The sequence below is a fragment of the Paludibaculum fermentans genome (genome assembly GCF_051172195.1).
Taxonomy (GTDB): Bacteria; Acidobacteriota; Terriglobia; order Bryobacterales; family Bryobacteraceae; genus Paludibaculum; species Paludibaculum fermentans_A.
Window position 1 is genome coordinate 1,497,990 of sequence record NZ_JBPJAQ010000002.1, and the last position, 16,427, is coordinate 1,514,416.

The 16,427-nt window shown below is 61.0% G+C and carries 15 protein-coding genes; 9 read left to right on the forward strand and 6 right to left on the reverse strand.

The window, feature by feature from the left end; all coding sequences use genetic code 11:
- Positions 1–73: 73 nt before the first annotated feature.
- The 5 genes from miaB (at position 74) to ACR9Y2_RS32670 (ending at position 2,934) form a co-directional block, all read left to right on the forward strand.
- Entirely contained in the window at positions 74–1,408 is a 1,335-nt protein-coding gene (gene miaB / locus ACR9Y2_RS32650; protein WP_435046071.1) for a tRNA (N6-isopentenyl adenosine(37)-C2)-methylthiotransferase MiaB, read from the forward strand.
- A gap of 16 nt (positions 1,409–1,424) precedes the next feature.
- Positions 1,425–1,910, forward strand: coding sequence for a bifunctional nuclease family protein (locus ACR9Y2_RS32655; RefSeq protein WP_435046072.1), 486 nt, complete (start codon positions 1,425–1,427; stop codon positions 1,908–1,910).
- A 7-nt stretch (positions 1,911–1,917) separates the two neighbouring features.
- Positions 1,918–2,229 (forward strand): hypothetical protein, encoded by a 312-nt coding sequence (locus ACR9Y2_RS32660; protein WP_435046073.1) that lies wholly within the window; start codon positions 1,918–1,920, stop codon positions 2,227–2,229.
- 30 nt (positions 2,230–2,259) lie between these two features.
- Positions 2,260–2,511, forward strand: a complete 252-nt coding sequence (locus ACR9Y2_RS32665; protein WP_435046074.1) for a hypothetical protein — start codon at positions 2,260–2,262, stop codon at positions 2,509–2,511.
- A 198-nt stretch (positions 2,512–2,709) separates the two neighbouring features.
- Positions 2,710–2,934 (forward strand): hypothetical protein, encoded by a 225-nt coding sequence (locus ACR9Y2_RS32670; protein WP_435046075.1) that lies wholly within the window; start codon positions 2,710–2,712, stop codon positions 2,932–2,934.
- 150 nt (positions 2,935–3,084) lie between these two features.
- Here the strand turns inward: ACR9Y2_RS32670 and ACR9Y2_RS32675 are convergent, their stop codons facing one another.
- The gene (locus ACR9Y2_RS32675; protein WP_435046076.1) at positions 3,085–4,725 is read right to left on the reverse strand and encodes a TIGR03118 family protein; all 1,641 of its coding nucleotides are present in this window, start codon (positions 4,723–4,725) and stop codon (positions 3,085–3,087) included.
- 154 nt (positions 4,726–4,879) lie between these two features.
- On the opposite strand from ACR9Y2_RS32675, the gene ACR9Y2_RS32680 reads away from it, so the two are divergent.
- The gene (locus ACR9Y2_RS32680) at positions 4,880–5,140 is read left to right on the forward strand and encodes a hypothetical protein (protein ID WP_435046077.1); all 261 of its coding nucleotides are present in this window, start codon (positions 4,880–4,882) and stop codon (positions 5,138–5,140) included.
- Between the two features lie 75 nt (positions 5,141–5,215).
- Here the strand turns inward: ACR9Y2_RS32680 and ACR9Y2_RS32685 are convergent, their stop codons facing one another.
- The gene (locus ACR9Y2_RS32685; RefSeq protein WP_435046078.1) at positions 5,216–6,514 is read right to left on the reverse strand and encodes a tetratricopeptide repeat protein; all 1,299 of its coding nucleotides are present in this window, start codon (positions 6,512–6,514) and stop codon (positions 5,216–5,218) included.
- Between the two features lie 602 nt (positions 6,515–7,116).
- Here ACR9Y2_RS32685 and ACR9Y2_RS32690 point away from each other — a divergent pair.
- Entirely contained in the window at positions 7,117–8,571 is a 1,455-nt protein-coding gene (locus ACR9Y2_RS32690; RefSeq protein ID WP_435046079.1) for a sodium:solute symporter, read from the forward strand.
- Entirely contained in the window at positions 8,555–9,928 is a 1,374-nt protein-coding gene (locus ACR9Y2_RS32695; protein ID WP_435046080.1) for an APC family permease, read from the forward strand. Before ACR9Y2_RS32690 ends, ACR9Y2_RS32695 begins: the two co-directional genes overlap by 17 nt.
- Positions 9,929–10,431: 503 nt before the next feature.
- On the opposite strand, the gene ACR9Y2_RS32700 is transcribed toward ACR9Y2_RS32695, so the two are convergent.
- Genes ACR9Y2_RS32700 through ACR9Y2_RS32710 form a run of 3 tightly spaced genes read right to left on the reverse strand, consistent with a single transcriptional unit; the run spans position 10,432 to position 13,736 of the window.
- Positions 10,432–12,759: an exo-beta-N-acetylmuramidase NamZ domain-containing protein gene (locus tag ACR9Y2_RS32700; protein WP_435046081.1), complete on the reverse strand. Its 2,328-nt coding sequence runs from the start codon at positions 12,757–12,759 to the stop codon at positions 10,432–10,434.
- Complete coding sequence (locus tag ACR9Y2_RS32705; RefSeq protein ID WP_435046082.1) at positions 12,756–13,046, reverse strand: 4a-hydroxytetrahydrobiopterin dehydratase; 291 nt, start codon at positions 13,044–13,046, stop codon at positions 12,756–12,758. The genes ACR9Y2_RS32700 and ACR9Y2_RS32705 overlap by 4 nt, the downstream gene beginning before the upstream one ends.
- A gap of 3 nt (positions 13,047–13,049) precedes the next feature.
- Positions 13,050–13,736 carry an SDR family oxidoreductase gene (locus tag ACR9Y2_RS32710; protein WP_435046083.1) on the reverse strand — a complete coding sequence of 229 codons (687 nt, stop codon included), beginning with the start codon at positions 13,734–13,736 and terminating at the stop codon, positions 13,050–13,052.
- A 22-nt stretch (positions 13,737–13,758) separates the two neighbouring features.
- Between ACR9Y2_RS32710 and amrB the strand changes: the two genes are divergently transcribed.
- Positions 13,759–14,985: an AmmeMemoRadiSam system protein B gene (gene amrB, locus ACR9Y2_RS32715; protein ID WP_435046084.1), complete on the forward strand. Its 1,227-nt coding sequence runs from the start codon at positions 13,759–13,761 to the stop codon at positions 14,983–14,985.
- A gap of 259 nt (positions 14,986–15,244) precedes the next feature.
- On the opposite strand, the gene ACR9Y2_RS32720 is transcribed toward amrB, so the two are convergent.
- Positions 15,245–16,423 (reverse strand): VWA domain-containing protein, encoded by a 1,179-nt coding sequence (locus ACR9Y2_RS32720; RefSeq protein WP_435046085.1) that lies wholly within the window; start codon positions 16,421–16,423, stop codon positions 15,245–15,247.
- Positions 16,424–16,427: the final 4 nt, after the last annotated feature.

The window sequence follows — 16,427 nt, forward strand, 5'->3', positions numbered from 1 at the left end:
TGTGGCGTGTCCACAGGAATCTTTGGACATGGGGGAATCTGACAGAAAACGCTACAATTGTTGGATAGGGGCCATGAAAAGCTTTTACCTCGAAACTTTCGGTTGCCAGATGAATGTCCATGACTCTGAAAAAGTCATCGGCACGCTGGAGCAGCGCGGCTACTCGCAGGTCGACACCGCCGATGCGGCCGACCTCGTCCTCTACAACACCTGCAGCATCCGCGACAAAGCCGAACAGAAAGTCTTCCACCGCCTCCAGGAAGGCAAACGGGTCAAGAACAAGGTTTTTGGAGTCCTCGGCTGCGTCGCCCAGCAGGAGGGCGAGAAGATCTTCGAGCGCGCTCCGCACGTCAGCCTCGTCGTCGGCTCCGCCAGCTACACCAAACTCGGGGAACTCCTCGTCCGCATCGAAGCCGGCGAGCGCAAGGTCACCGGTCTCAGCCTCGATACGGAAGACACCTTCGAAACGCCCCTGACGCGCCGCGACAACCCTCATCGCGCCTACATCACCATCATTGAAGGCTGCGACAAGAGCTGCGCCTATTGCGTCGTCCCCTTCACCCGTGGACCGGAGCGCAGCCGCACCTCCCAAAGCGTCATCGACGAAGCCGCCAAACTCGCCGCCAACGGCTACTCCGAGATCCAGTTGCTGGGCCAGAACGTCAACAGCTACCGCGATCCTTCTCCGGCCGGTTGGGACTTCGCCCGCCTGCTGGATGCCGTAGGCAGTGTCGAGGGCATCCGCCGCGTCCGCTTCACCACCTCCCATCCGCGCGATTTCGTCAAGGAGATCATCGACGCCATCGACCGCAACGAAGTTCTCTGCAACCAGGTGCACCTGCCGGTCCAGAGCGGCTCGTCGCGCGTGCTGGCGGCCATGCAGCGGCAGTATACCCGCGACCAGTACATGCAGCGCATCGAGTGGATGAAGAATGCGAAGCGCAACATCGCCATCTCCACCGACATCATCGTGGGCTTCCCCGGTGAGACCGACGAAGACTTCGAACACACTCTGCGCCTGCTGGACGAAGTGGAGTACGACAGCATCTTCAGCTTCAAATACTCCCAGCGCCCCAATACGCCGGCCCTGAAGCTCGAGGACCAGATCCCCGAGGAAGAGAAGAGCCGCCGCCTCACCATCCTGCAGGAGCGCCAGCGCGCCATCCAGATGCGCCGCAACACCAACCTGGTGGGCGGCCGCCAGGAGGTGCTGGTGGAAGGCTCCAACAGCTCTACCGGCCAGTGGATCGGCCGCACATCCCAGAACCGTATTCTCAATTTCACCACCGCGCCGCGCCCCGATGGCACAGCGATTCCGCGCGAGCGGATGATCGGTAACTACCTGCCGGTACGCGTCACGCGCGCCGGTCCGAACTCTCTGGTGGGTGAATGTGCTATAGCGGTGTAAGGAAGGCGGGACTCCAATGGAAGTCGAGATGAAGATTCGCGGGCTGATGATGGACCCTGTCACCAATATGCCCATCGTGATTCTCAAGGATGCCAACGGCGGGCAGATCCTGCCCATCTGGGTGGGAATCTACGAAGCCAACGCCATCGCCCTGGAGATCGAAAAGGTGAGTACGCCGCGGCCCATGACGCACGACCTCATCAAGAACGTGCTGCTCGGGCTCGAAACAGGAGTACGCAAAGTTGTTGTGAGCGAACTGCGCGACGACACCTTCTACGCCGTCATCTGGCTCGAACGCGAAGGCGAAATCATCAGCATCGATTCGCGCCCCAGCGACGCGCTGGCCCTCGCATTGCGGCTGGACTGCCCCATCTATGTCGAGGAGCAGGTCCTAAAAACCTCCAAAAGCACGGCCAATGTCTCCGACAAGGTGACCAATGAGGAACTCCGGCGCTGGCTCGAGGGGCTCAACGACGAGGACTTCGGGCGTTATAAAATGTAGGTTTTACTTGAACCCGGATATCCTGATTCAACTGGAAAAGGTCGCGGCGGCGGGCATCGAGATCATTCCCACACCGCAGATCCCCTCTCACTTCGTCTTCTCGCGCGATGGCTGCGTCGTGCTCGTCGAACGCCGCGGCGAAGGCTTCGGCTCCGTCGGCTCACCCGGCCTCCTCATCGAAAAGGGCGGTTTCGCCGCTCTTGTGGACAGGGCGGGGAAGTCCTGGTTCGTCTCCAAAGGCGAGGAACGGCCGGCCCAGCCAGGCGAAGCCGAGGCCGCCCGCCGGCTTTTTACAGATCTGAAGTCAGCTTTGCGCTAACAACCGCCTCTTTCCACCGTATTACTAGGTGTGAAGAGACAAACACAGTTCGGAACCGGCGCCCCGATGGCGACCCTCGCTGTGCTCGCTCTCGTCCTGTCCGGTATGGGCGCTCTCTCGCCCCTGCGTGCACTGCCCGCTACGGCGCAGCGCTTCGTCTGCTACATGACCGCCCTGGACCAGAGCGGCCAGCATCTCAGCCTGTGGGACAAAGTCACCTACAGCCTGATGCTGTCGGGACCCAATCCCAAGCAACCCAACCCCACCCAGGCCCGCATCTGACAATTCCGTCTACGCGATCCTGAATCCATTCCCTTCGCCCCGCTGCCGGGGCAGGCGTCACTTTTGCGGGCCGGTGCTCCCACCGGCCTGCCGTTCCAATAATTTACAGATCCTTACGTTCGCCGTAGTGCCCATTCCCGGCGTTCGCTCGTCTTACCTATTGTGAGAAGAAATAAACAGTTCGGAAAAAGCACTCCGGTGGTCGCATCGGCCGCGCTGGCTCTCACCCTCCTCGGCCTTGCCGCCATCTCCCCCGTCCGCGCGTTGCCCATCACCGCCCATCGCTTCATCTCCTACATGAACGCCATCGATAAGAGCGGTCAGACCCTCAGCCTCTCCGACAAGATCACCTACAGCCTCATTCTCTCCGGTCCCAATCCGAAGCAGACCCGGCCGGTCCGGGCCCGCGTCGGCCGCATCTAGCGAACCCGGTTCTCACCCACCCACCTGAACGAAGACCGGACCGCTGGGCTGCCCGGCGCGAAAAGGCCGGCGCGTGCGCTGAAAGAGTCTCAGGCGCACTCGCCGGCCACAGGGTTGAGAGTGGATCTCTCTAACCACCTCAACCACAGACTAGGGCAGCATGGTGATCGAACCGAACACGCCGTGGTCACCCTTGGCCCCGGACGGGCCGCCGGAAACCGCTGCTGTGAAATACAGTGTGTTAGCGTCTCCACCGCTGCGTCCGTTGCCGAATGTGAGCGCCCAGAGGCCCTCCAGGGCCACCGGAGTACCGTCCCGGTACGTCAGCATCCCCACCGGCTTGCCGCTCGTCAGATCGAACGCATTGATGCGCCCGTCCCCAAAGTTGCCCACCAGCAGCGTGTTGCTGTAGTCCCCGAAGAACCCCGGCGCAATCGCCATCCCCCAGGGGGAATTCAGCGCCCCGCCGGTCACCAACCGCTGCTGGAAGTTGCCGTCCAGGTCGAACACGCTGATGATCCCATTGCCGTCGCCCGGCACATCCTGCGTCTTCGCATCGTTCTGCTTGGCATAGGCCACGAACAGCCGCTTGCCGAAACGCTGGATGTTGAACGGAGCATAGCCCGCCGGCAGATTCGGATCCTTGAAGCCGCCCGCCGCCGGCACCGCCTGGTACGTATAGTCGAACACGTCGATATTGCCCGAGCTGAAGTTCGGCGCGTACAGCATCGGGCCGCTGCTGCCCACACCCATCGCCAGGCCCTTGTAGATCGCACCCGCATTGTCCACCTTCAGAATCGCGTTGCCTGGGTCCACGTCCCGGTTCCAGCCCGCGATGCCGCCATTCTCAGTCGAAAAGATAAACGCCGCCGGTTTCCCGCTGCCCACTTCAAAACCCGCCGTACCATTCCAGATCTGGCCTGTCGGGCGCCCTGGACCATTCTTGCCCGCACCGTTCGGCACCTTCACGATCAGCGGATTGGCCGCCGGAGCCGGAACTCCGTTCGTGTCATAGACTGTCGCCGTTCCGCTGCCCGCATTCGAAATCCAGAACGGCGAGGTCGGACTCATCGCAATCGCCCAAGGATTCTTGAGATTCGGGTCGATGCGCTCACCCCAGCCGCCCGTCAGGTCGGAGGTCATGTGCCGCACATCGTAGGCTGTTGCCGGAACCTGCAGTCCACCGCTATTGCCGGTAGCCTCGGTGATGCTCAAGCTGGTGGTGTAGATGTGATCGCCCTGGGGTGTTCCGCTGTTATTGGCGGCATTGCCCGCGGCGTAAAACGTCACAGCGCCCGACCCCGCCGGCGGAGCCGTCCAGTCAATCTCGAAGTCCACTCCATTCGCCGTTCCCGGCCGCGTGCCTGCCACCACGTGCTCCGCAAACTGCACGGGTGTCGCCGCGGCACAAGGCTTCGGCGTGCCCGCCACACTGCCGTCACATAGCACTCGCGCATTGCCGTCGATGTTGTTCAGGTCTCCGGCCTGCCCGTTGATGGGCTCGGACGCCAGCCGTGCCGTCAGTTGAAAGCCCCAGCGCAATTGTTCCGGGTCGCGCACCTGAACCAACAGCCGGTAGGTCGCCCCCGGTTTGTAGGAAGTGCCTCCCGGGTAAACTACCCGCACTGAGCCGCTGAAAGAATTCAACGTTCCCGTGTGGCACTGTGTGCAGGCAAGCGGATTGTCGCCCGGTGCGCCCGTAAATCGCACCCGCGGTCCGCTACTGAATGCGCTCGCCGGCAAGGCGGCCAACGCCAGGCAGAAAATCCCTGCGCCCAAATGTCTCTTCATGAACACCCTCCAGTTGGAACTGTCGGGTTGAGACATCGGTCAGTGCCTCGCGGAACATCTGGATTGAAGGAACGAGGCAGCGGCGCTGGCTGGTTTTACAGATCTTAAAGTTCAGCCCTCGGACTTCCGGCTGCGATTCCGCGTCCTTGATGGTGTGAGCAGGCCAATTCAGTTCGGAACTTCCACTCCGGTTCTCGCCGGTGCCGTACTGGTGATGGTCTCCTTGGGGCTGGGGGCGATCGAACCGGTGCGGGCCCTGCCTGCAACCGCGCAACGTTTCTTCTCTTACATGCACGCCATTGATCAGAGCGGCCAGAAACTGGGCTTCTGGGACCGCGTGACGTACAGCCTGATCCTCTCCGGGCCCAATCCCAGGCAGCCTCGGCCGCCTTCCGCCGCGCGCGTCAGATTGTGACCGCGTTCAAAAAGTAAAAGGGCGGACCCACGTGAGGCCCGCCCTTTTCAACAACACACTCACTCGCCGTCGGCTTTATTTCTTCGGCGCGGCCTTCTTGGCCGGAGCTGCCTTGCGGGCAGCCGGCGCAGGAGCAGCCGGGAGACCGGAAACATCCTTCGGTTCGACTTCAATCGTCAGGTTGAACGGATCCGGAGTGAACGCCGACGCAGCGCCGCTGAACTCGAGTTCCACACCGGGATCCGGACACGCCGGCAGCGGATTCTCAAACAGCAGCGTCACTTCGCTCATGTCCGCTGAACTGATGCCGAGTACGACTTTCTTCGCCTTCTTCGGCGCATCGCAGCTCACAACCTTGCCCTTGAACTTCTCCACCTTCGTGCCGCCCACATCCACGCCGCCCGGAATCGCCGCATTCTTCAGCGTCGAATCGAAATAGGCCGCGCCATTCTCGGCCGCCAGGCTGTGCTTGATGCTGATCCACAGCGCCAGTGTCGGATTGGTCTTCTTCAGCTCTTCTTCCTGCTTGATCAGCAGTTCGTCTTTCGACTCGAGCTTGAAGCCGTCCGGAGGTATCGGGCTCGCCTTGGCCTTCGCGATGACATCGTCCATGCCGTTGGTATCGCCATGGAAGTTCTTATAGTTATTCTCGAATGATTTCCGCAGTTGATCGCGAGTCTGCTGAGGGAATGCGCCCGGGCCTTCGTACACGGCCGCACGGCAGAAATGGAACAGCGCCGTACCTTGCCGTTCCAGCTTCTTCGTGCGCAGATTCGCCGTGCCCGCCCAGGCCGAAGCCTGCGCATCGCCCGGATTCCGCTTCAGCGCTTCCACCAGCTGCTTGTCGGCCTCTTCATACTGCTGGCGCTGCAAGGCCACCCAGCCGAGAGTGCGGTACGCAACGGATTCCGTGCCCGTCCGCTGCTGCTTCCACTGGTCGTCCGTCACCTGCGCAGGTTTACGGGCCGGACTGAATGTGTCGTCCATCAGGCCCAACATCGTTTTCGCCGCCTGCTCACCAGCATCCAATGATGCGGGCGAGGTGTCGTTCATGCTGATAGTCAGCAGGTTTACCCAAACCAGTGCCTGCACTGCCTTCGGGTTCGCCGCCAGCCAGGTCTTCGAAGTCTCCAGCATGCCCTTGGCATTGCCGAGGGCCTGATAGGTCCCGACCATCAGCTCATAGCGGCCTTCCTTGAAATCAGAGGTCGGGTATTTCTGCTCCCAGCTCTGCAGCAAACCAAGCTTGGTTTGCGCGTTAGTCTCTTTCTTGATCGATTCGACTAGGTCGTACTCGGCTCGATCCTTCCACTGCGGCGCGGCCGCCTGGCCCCAGAGGGTAAGACCAAGCAGCGAAGCCGTAGCGACTCCCACAACTGCACGTTTCCATGAAAACAGCACCACATGCCTCCTAAAGGTCGGGTCAGATGCAATCCTTGCAGGCTCCGGGCCACGACTGGGAACCCCGCTCGCCTACCAGCTTCGCAATTGCGGAGTATAGCCGAAGGGCCGATTCAGCCGCAAGCCTAAGAACCACGTCGTAAAAACATCATCATAGTACTGACTGCCGGTTAGATGCTGACGGTTCCTAAATTGTTCCCGCCTGCGGCTTTCCACACTATCAAATGCGCAAGCGCTATGGATGGCCACCTTTCGCCTGTCCCTCGCTGCCGTAGACCCCCGGGCCGGCCCCAACCCCGCTTCCGCCGCCCCGGCGCACTCCACACCCCCCCCATCCTGACAGCGTCTCGCCGCCACCCCAACCACCTTCGTGCCCGCAACTATCTGTCGCTCTTCGGGTTCGCGCTTCCAGAACAATTCCGCGCCAACGAACACCCATCCCACTCATGCCCCTGCTGCCATCGCCGCGGCTCTCCCCCTTCATGGCCCGCAACCGTGCCAATACGCTCAAACGGCCTCTCCCGTGGGCTGCCAGCCCCGCCTCCGGTTTCAATGTGAGAATCTGGTAACTCATCATGCGGTACTTCGACCTGGCGGTCATCGTCTTGTATCTCATCGGGATCACTTGGTTTGGATCCCGCTTCAAGGAGTCCCAGAAGAGCCTCCGCGACTACTTCCTCGGCGGCCGCAATACCCCCTGGTGGGCCATCGGTTTCTCCATCGTTTCCGCCGAAACCAGCACCCTCACCGTCATCGGAACCCCCGCTCTCTCCTACTACGGCAACTTCGGCTTTCTTCAGGTTGTTCTTGGCTACCTTCTAGCCCGCATCTTTATATCCACTTTGTTCCTCCCGCATTACTTCCGCGGAGAACTATTTACCGCCTACGAACTCATGGAGCGCCGCTTCGGGCCCCGCCTCCGCAAACTCACCGCTGGTACTTTCCTCCTCCTGCGCGCCCTCGCCGAAGGCGTCCGCGTCTTCGCCATCTCTATCGTCGTCTCCATCATCCTCGGCACCGGCGAAGTCGCTTCCATCGTCCTTATCGTCTGCCTGACCCTGTTTTATACATTTGAAGGCGGCATGACCGCCGTCATCTGGACCGACGTCGTTCAAATGTTCCTCTACGTCGGCGGAGCCATCGTCAGCCTCTTCGTCATCCTCGCCAAAATCCCAGGTGGCTGGCCCGAAGTCTGGCAGGCCGCCGGCGCCGCCGGTAAACTCCACATCTTCGACTTTCATTTCGCCTGGACCATGGAGTTCTTCAAACAGCCCTACACCTTCTGGGCCGGCTTCCTCGGCGGCTGCTTCCTCACCACCGCCAGCCATGGCACGGAGCAACTCATGGTCCAACGCCTGCTCTCCGCCCGCAACGAGCGCGAGAGCCGCCGCGCGCTCTTCGCCAGTTGGATCGTCATTCTCTTCCAATTCACCCTCTTTCTCGTCATTGGCCTCATCCTTTGGGTCTACTACGGCAATACCGGGCAAACTCCACCCAAACCAGCCGACCGCATCTACCCCCAATTCATCTGGAACTCCCTCCCCATCGGCGTAGCCGGCCTCGTCATCGCCGCCATCCTCGCCGCCGCCATGTCCAACCTCAGCGCTGCCCTCAACGCCCTGGCCTCCACCACCATCATGGATTTCTATCGCGTCATGCGCCCCGGCCGCCAGGAATCGTCCTACCTGCGCCTCGCCAAATGGGCCACCGTTGGCTGGGGCTGCGTCCTGTTCGTCATCGGCCTGCTCGCTCGCAGCGTGAATAGCGTTCTCGAAGCCGGCCTCGGCATCGCGTCCATCCTCTACGGAGCCCTCCTCGGCGTCTTCCTCCTCGGCGTCCTCACCAAAAACGTCAAAGAACGCGCCGCCATGATCGGCATGACCGCTGGTCTCGCCGTCAATCTCTACATCAAATTCGCCACGCCCGTCGCCTGGACCTGGTACGTGCTCATCGGCACCATCGTCACGGCAGGCACCGCCTTACTCGCATCTTTGGTTCTCAGGGAGAAATCGATTGACACAACTTCGTAGGGATCTGGGCCTCTGGGGCGCCGCCTCCATCGTCGTCGGCACTGTAATCGGCAGCGGAATCTTCCTCGTGCCGAAAACCATGATCCAGCAGGTCGGCGATCCCTGGATGCTCTTCGCCGTCTGGATCTTCGGCGGCGTCCTCTCCCTCGCCGGTGCCCTCACTTACGCTGAACTCGCCGCCATGCTGCCCGAGGCCGGAGGTGAATACAACTACCTCAGCGAAGCCTACGGCCCCTTCTGGGGCTTCCTCTACGGCTGGACTCAGATGTGGGTCGCCAAAAGCGGCTCCATCGCCACCCTCGCTACCGGCTTCTATCTCTACCTCGCCAACTTCCGGCCTGAACTCAGCGTCGTCGCCTTCGTCATCCCTTTGCCGCTCGGCGAGAATTTCGCGCCATTGGAAGTCCGCACCGGACAACTTTTCGCTATTGGGCTGATTCTTGCTCTAGGAGTACTGAACTGGTTCGGCGTCAAAGTCGGCGGTGGCGTCCAGATCGGCGTCACTATCCTCAAAGTCGCCCTCATTGGCGGCATTATTGGTGTCGGATTGTTCGGCAGTGGCAGCGGCAGCGGCCCCAGTGCCGGAGGCGCTTTCGTCGGCGCCACTGGCGGAGTAGCCGGATTCTTCGCCGCCCTCGTCGCCGCCCTCTGGGCCTACGACGGCTGGAATAACGTCAGCATGGTCTCCAGTGAGATAAAGAATCCTCAACGTAATCTCCCGCTGGCCCTCATATACGGCACTGGCGCCGTCGTTGCCATTTATCTCGCCACCAACTTCGCATACTTCCACGTACTCAATGCCAACGAGGTGGGCCATTCTGATCGTGTCGCCGCCACGATGATGCACCGCGTGCTGGGCAACTGGGGCGCCAACGCCGTCTCCATCGCCGCGATGGTCTCCATCTTCGCCGCCCTCAACGGCTCCATCCTCACCGGCTCCCGCGTACCCTACGCCCTCGCCCGCGATGGCTATTTCTTTCGCCGCTTCGCCACTGTCAGCGAGGCCCACCACGTGCCCGGTTTCTCCATCCTCGCCCTCAGCGCCTGGTCCTGCGTGCTTTTGCTCAGCGGCCGCTACGATCAATTGCTGAATCTCGTCATCTTTCCCAGTTGGATTCTCTACGGTATGGCCACCGCCGCCGTCATCGTTCTCCGCCGCAAACGGCCCGATCTGCACCGCCCCTACCGAACTCTCGGATATCCTGTCGTACCCGTCCTATTTGTCCTCGTCGCCGTTCTCCTTTTGTATTTCACGCTGCGGAATTCGCCCCGCGAATCCATCCTCGGCCTCGTTTTGATTGCCGCGGGTTTCCCTTTTTACCGTCACTGGAAACGACAGCTCTCCCACGGCCGTTGAAACCCGCTCCGAGTACCAGCTTTGGAAGTTTTGTTCCGTTTTCAGAACAAGAATCTTGTTTCCTAACACAAAATGGGGTACAACTGCGTGTAGACCTGGACTGGAGGCTGGTTCTGTTCCGATTTCAGAACTGCCTCGACGCAAGACATGAATCCAGCCGGGTCAGAAACGCAGGGAGCATGACAATGGACGTAATGAAAATGTTGGCGGACTTACGCCAGGAACGCGAGGCGATAGAGGAAGCAATTCTAACCCTCGAACGCTTGGCCCGGGGTCAGGGCAAGCGTCGTGGGCGCCCCCCAGCCTGGATGGCGGCTATTAACAAGAAGAAACTTGACGAGAAAGTTGTGGTTACACCCAAGCGTCGTGGCCGCCCCCCCAAGTCAGCCAGCCAGCCGGCCGATTAGGTGCTAACGCACCTGATTTGGAGGAGAAACAAAAAGGGCCTCGACCGCTGATTCAGCGGTCAGGCCCCTTTTGTTGTCCCTGGACTGCTCTCGCCCCTACTGATACAGCAGATACTTCGCCCGCTTCTCCAGGAATGGCTGCAGCTCTTCCTGTAGCTTTGGTTCCAGATTCCTCGGATCCTCGCCCCGCCCAATCGCTTCCATCGTTTCGTTTGAACCAATTAGGTTCCGGTTGACGCTCACGTCGATCTTTCCGGGATACAGCTTCTGCAGCCCCACCGCCAGCTCCAACCCCAGCCTCAGCGAGGAGAATCCCTCCCGGTCCAGGATCACAAACCGCACTCCCTGCACCTGCTTGCCCTTCAAATTGGAAGCCGTCGGCGTGAATCGCGTCGGATAGAACCGTACACCCGGCACCATCCGGTGGTTCAAATACGCCGCCAATTGCGGACCGTTGATCCAATCCGCCCCAACCTGCTCAAACGGAGCGTCCGTGCCTCGCCCAACCGAGTAGTTCTTCGCGTATTCCAGCATCCCCACCCCCGGATATAGCAAGGCCGCATTCAGGCTTCGCATATTCGGCGACGGATCCACCCACCCCAGGGTTGTGGCATCAAACCAGTCCGCCCTCCGCCAATTCTTCAGCTTTACCACCTCAAGCCTCGCGTGGATCCCGTCCTCGTCATTCAGATACCGCGCCAATTCTCCAATCGTCATGCCGTGCCGCAGAGGAAGTGTAGCGCAGCCCACAAATGAGAGCTTGTCTTCCTCCAGTACCGGACCCTCCACATGCAGCCCTGTAATCGGATTTGGCCGGTCCAGCACCAGAATCGGAATCTTTGCCGCCGCCGCCGCCTTCATCGCGTTTTTCATTGTGGATGGATATGTGTAGAATCTCGTGCCGATATCCTGAATATCGAACACCAGTACTTCGACACCCTTCAGTACCGATTGGCCCGGAGTCCGGTCTTCCCCTCTGTAAAGACTGTAAATTGGCAGCCCCGTCCGCTCGTCCTTCGCATTTGCCACGTTCTCCTGGTCTTCCTTGCCCGAAATCCCATGCTCCGGCGAGAACAATGCCGTCAGTTTCACTCCGCCAGCCAGCATCACGTCGATGTTCCGCTCGCCCGTCCGCGTCAACCCCGTGTGATTCGTAATCAACCCCACTCGCTTCCCGGCCAGCCGCGCGAACTTCTCCTGCACCAGAACATCAATGCCTGTTAATGTTTCCACCGTCCGGCCCACCGCCCGCGCCGGAAGTAACTCGTTGAAACCAGTGAGAATCACGTTCTGCGCATCGAGCCCCGCCGCCGCCGCCGCAATCGTCGCCACCTTCGCCCGCAACGCCGTAGTCGCCGGCCGCAAGTGCGGATGCACGCTGTTCGTCAGCAAAACGACGTAGGTTTTGGTGTAAGGGTCCATCCAGATAGACGTACCGGTAAAACCGGTATGCCCGTAACTCCCGATCGGGAATAATTCTCCTCGATTGCCCGAGAACGGCGAATCGATATCCCAGCCCAGCCCGCGCATCGTCGTCTGCAGCGGAGGCGTCTGCGGTTCCGTGAACTTCCGCACCGTCAACGGAGATACGATCCGCGATCCTTCCACCTGGCCCAGGTTCAACATGAAGGTGGCGAAACGCGACAGGTCCAGGGCGGTCGTAAACAGCCCCGCATGGCCCGCCACCCCGCCCATGAAGCGGCACGTGGGATCGTGTACGACTCCGCGCAGCACCGCCCCCTTCCACATCTCCGTAGGCGCAATCCGCGGCTTCCACGCCGCCGGCGGATTGAACATCGATTCCTTCATCCCCAGCGGCAGGAAGATCTCCCTCCGCGCGTACTCGTCCAGCGGTACCCCACTCACCTTGTGGACAATCTCGCCCAGCAATTCAAAGTTGATATCGGAATAGATCATCCGCTCGCCCGGTTCCGCCACCGGCCGGTCCACCAGCGCCTTCGAAATCCCCGTATCGTAGCCCGACCACTCCGGCGTCAGCGTCAGGTCCGGCCTCATCCCCGAGAAATGCGTCAACAACTGCCTGATCGTGATGTCGCTCTTGCCACCCTGAAAACCAGGCAGGTACACCGTCACCTTATCGTTCAGCCGGATCCGCCCCTCGTCGAACAGCTTCATGATCGACGACGTCGTGGCCACCACTTTCGTCAGCGAAGCCGCATCGAAAATCGTATCCAGCGTCATCGGCTCTTTGTCCGGCACCAGCGCCCGGTAACCATAGGCCTTGAAGTGCAGGATCCGGCCCGGTTGTCCCACCAGCGCTACAGCGCCCGGGATCCGGTCTTCCTTGATGGCCTCTTCAATTACGCGGTCCAGGTCCGGCGAAGCCGAATAGGATATGGGCGCCTGCGCCAGTAGCGTCTGCGCCACCAGGGCGCACAGCGGAGCGAATTGTATTGACTTCATTGCAGTTTCTTGGCGAACGATTCCAACAACACGGCCAGTTCCAGGTCTTTCTTCGTAATGCCGCCGGCGTCGTGCGTCGTCAGGTCCACTACCACCTGGTTGTAGACGTTCGACCACTCCGGATGGTGATTCATCTTCTCAATCGCCGTCGACGCCGTGGCCATGAAGCCGAAGGCGTGCGTAAAATCGGGGAATTTGTACGACCGATGCAACTTCTCTGCCACGACAGCCCAGCCCGGCAGTGTCGCCAGGCCCGCTTCCAGTTCTTCCGCTGTCAGCTTCTTCATGGGTCACGCCTTTCCATATATCGGAATCAGGGCACCACTCACATCAGCCGAAGCATCCGAGGCCAGCCATACCAGCAGCCCCGCAATCGACTCCGGTTTCACCCACTTCGTGAACTCTGCACCAGGCATCGCCGCCCGGTTCTGCGCTGTATCAATCGTCGACGGCAGCACGACATTCGCCGTGATCCCCGTCAGCTTATTCTCCTCCGCGATCACCTTCACCAGCGAGTGCAGCGCCGCCTTCGATGCCGCATAAGCTGAGAGCCCGGCCGGGGACGTCTCACCCGCCCGCGAGCCGATGGCGATGATTCGACCGGAGCCCGCCGCCCGCATCGGTTTCAACGCGGCCCGGAAAACAAGAAAGGGCGACCGTGTATTCAGCGCAAACATCTTGTCCCAGGTCTGCTCCGACGTGTCCTGCGTCCCGCCGTCCGTCGCAAACCCGCCCATCACATGCACCACTCCGTCCAATTGCCCCCGCGCTGCCAGCACCGTCCGCACCACGCTTTCCGCGCCTTCCGCCGTGGTCAGGTCCGCCGGCAACGCCAATTGCGCGGGACTCGAACTGTCCACCTTTCGCGCCGAGGCCGCTACAAATGCCCCCGCTTCTACAAAGGCGGCCGTCACTTCCTCGCCCAGTCCGCCCGTTGCACCAGTGATCAATATGGTCTTGCCCAAGAGCAGCTTCATGAAATCTCATTATGATGGAGTGGTGTCTAAACCTCTACCGCGCCTGCGCATGGACCTCGACTTCATGCCTTCCCCCGTCGAGGACCGGCCTGGCCTGATGATTCGTGACCCCTTCCACTACTCCGACGTCACCCTCATCATCCCGCCGCCCCTCGTGCCCGTTCTCGCCATGTTCGACGGAGAACAGACCGAGGACGCCATGTGCCGCGTCCTGCTCGACATGACCGGCGACGTCCGCGTCGGCGAGCTGCAACGCCACCTGCTGGAATCGCTGGAACAGGCCGGCTTCCTCGTCGGCGAACGCTTCGAAGAAATGCGCGCCGCCACGGAACGCGCCTTCGCCGAATCAGATGTCCGCGAACCGGCCCACGCCAACGGCGCTTACCCGGGCGACCCCAACGAACTCGCCGCCTGGATGACCGAAAACCTCGACGGCGCCGCCCACCCGTCCGCGGCCGCCGACGGCTTAATCGGAATCGCCGCCCCCCACGTCAGTCCCGACGGCGGCTGGGACTCTTACCGCGCTGCCTACCAGGCCCTCACCCCCGATCTCGCCGATAAGACCTTCATCGTCCTCGGTACCTCCCACTACGGCCAGCCCGAAACCTTCGGCCTCACCCGCAAGCAGTTCGTCACCCCCTTCGGCGCCGCTCAAACCGACATCGATCTCGTCAACCGCCTCGCCGCCAAAGCCCCTCGCGCCGTCCGCATGGAAGACTACTGCCACGCCATCGAACACTCCATCGAATTCCAGATCATCTTCCTGCAATCCATCTACGGCCCCAACGTCAAAGTGCTGCCCATCCTTTGTGGACCTTTCGCCAAAAGCCTCTACGTCGGCGGCAAACCCGAGGACGACGAGGGCGTAGCCGAATTCTTCGAGGCCCTTGGTGATGTCTACGCCCGCGAGGCGCAGCGCCTCCACTGGGTGCTCGGCGTCGACATGGCCCACATGGGCCGCCGCTACGGCGACGAATTTGCCGCCGAACCCCACGCGGGAGGCATGCTGGCCGTTGCCGCTCGCGATAAGGAGCGCATCGAGCAACTCGCCGCCGGCGATGCCCGCGGATTCTGGGACCGTGTCCAGCCCGAGCACGATGACCTCAAATGGTGCGGCAGCGCCCCCTTCTACACCTTCCTCAGCACCGTACCCCAGGCCGTCGGCCAACTCCGCCATTACGAGCACTGGAATATCGATGCCGAGAGCGTGGTCACCTTCGGCGCTATGGCCTTTCACAAAGAACTATGAGTACTAGTACAATAAATACACGTCCTATATCCCCCAGGGGATAGTCAGTTCATGAGGGTAAAGGGACACTGGAAGGAGTAGAGAACAAGTTTCTCCTCCTCCAAATTCAGCGGCCGGTCATCACCTCCTCCGATGACCGGCCGGTTTTTTTTCCGCAAAAAGAAACCGCCCTCTCGCCATCGCGCCCGCTATGCCGGTTCCGGCTGCGAACAGCGACCGCGAGAAGGCGGTGACTGGTCTCTAAACCTATAGTGTTGAGTTAGTTCGGAACGCCCGCCATCCAGTAGCCCGGCCTCGTCCGCACCTTCAGCCCAGGCCGGTTCACCGTCACCTGGATCTTGTGGAACCCGCCTTCAATCTTGTTATTCGGCGAGTACGACAAAATGTATTGCGAACGTATCTCCGAGCCAATGGCCGCAATCGAGTTCTCCAGGTCCTTCTGGGACATGAATGAATACTCGCGGCCGCCCGTGAACTTGGTGTAAACCTCGGCTGGATTCTTGACGAAAATAGCCTTGGCCGCCGTGAAAATCTCCTCGATCGCCGGCACGAAGTCTATCCCGTAGCCCGGAGCCCCGGACATCTGGCTCTGCGTCGTCGGATCGCTGCTCGCAATGCCCGGCGACGGACGCGCCCCCGGTGGGAACGGATCCGGCCGCGGAATGCCCGGCTTCTCACCAAACCGCGTGATGATCCGGCTGATGTTCAACGTGTACACGTCGATGTTGTACAACTGCAACTCCGTGGCGACTTCCTTCACACTGGCTTCGCTCGCCCGGTCCATCGTCTCGGAAACCAGCAGGATCGTCTTGCGGCGGTCTTTCTTTACCCGCAGCATGTGCGCGGCGGTCTGGATGGAATCGTTCAAGCGGCTCGTCCGGCTGCCCGGCTTCAGCTTCTCCACCGCCGCATTGATCTTCTCCGCGTCGTTGGTGAATGGCTGCAGCACTTCCACCCGGTGGTCAAACCCGATAATGGCCGCCTCGCCATCCTGGCCAATCAGCAGGTCGTGCATCACGTTGCCCATCTGCTTGATCTTCGGCAACACCATATCCACGTTGCTGCTGCGCTGGATACAAACCACCATCGACAACGGCAGGAAGGTCACGTCCCGGTTGATCTGCTGCGCCTTTTCGTTGTCCAGCAGAACGAAGTCCTGCGGTTTCAACCCATTGACGGTGTTGCCCTTCTTGTCCGTCACCGTCGTCGGCACCAGTACCACCTGCACCTGCGTCTGGATCACGAAGTCGCCTTCGTCCGGTTTCAGCGCGCCAGGCTTCTGACCCTCGTCCTTCGGCGCCGGCGTCCCCGGCGCAACTCTCTTCTGATCTTCCGGCGGCTTGGGCGCCGGCGTGCCCGGCATGATCCTCGTCTGTGTCTGCGCCGGCAACATCGGCAGCAAACAGATAGTGGCAATCAAAAGGACGATTCTCATCATAGAG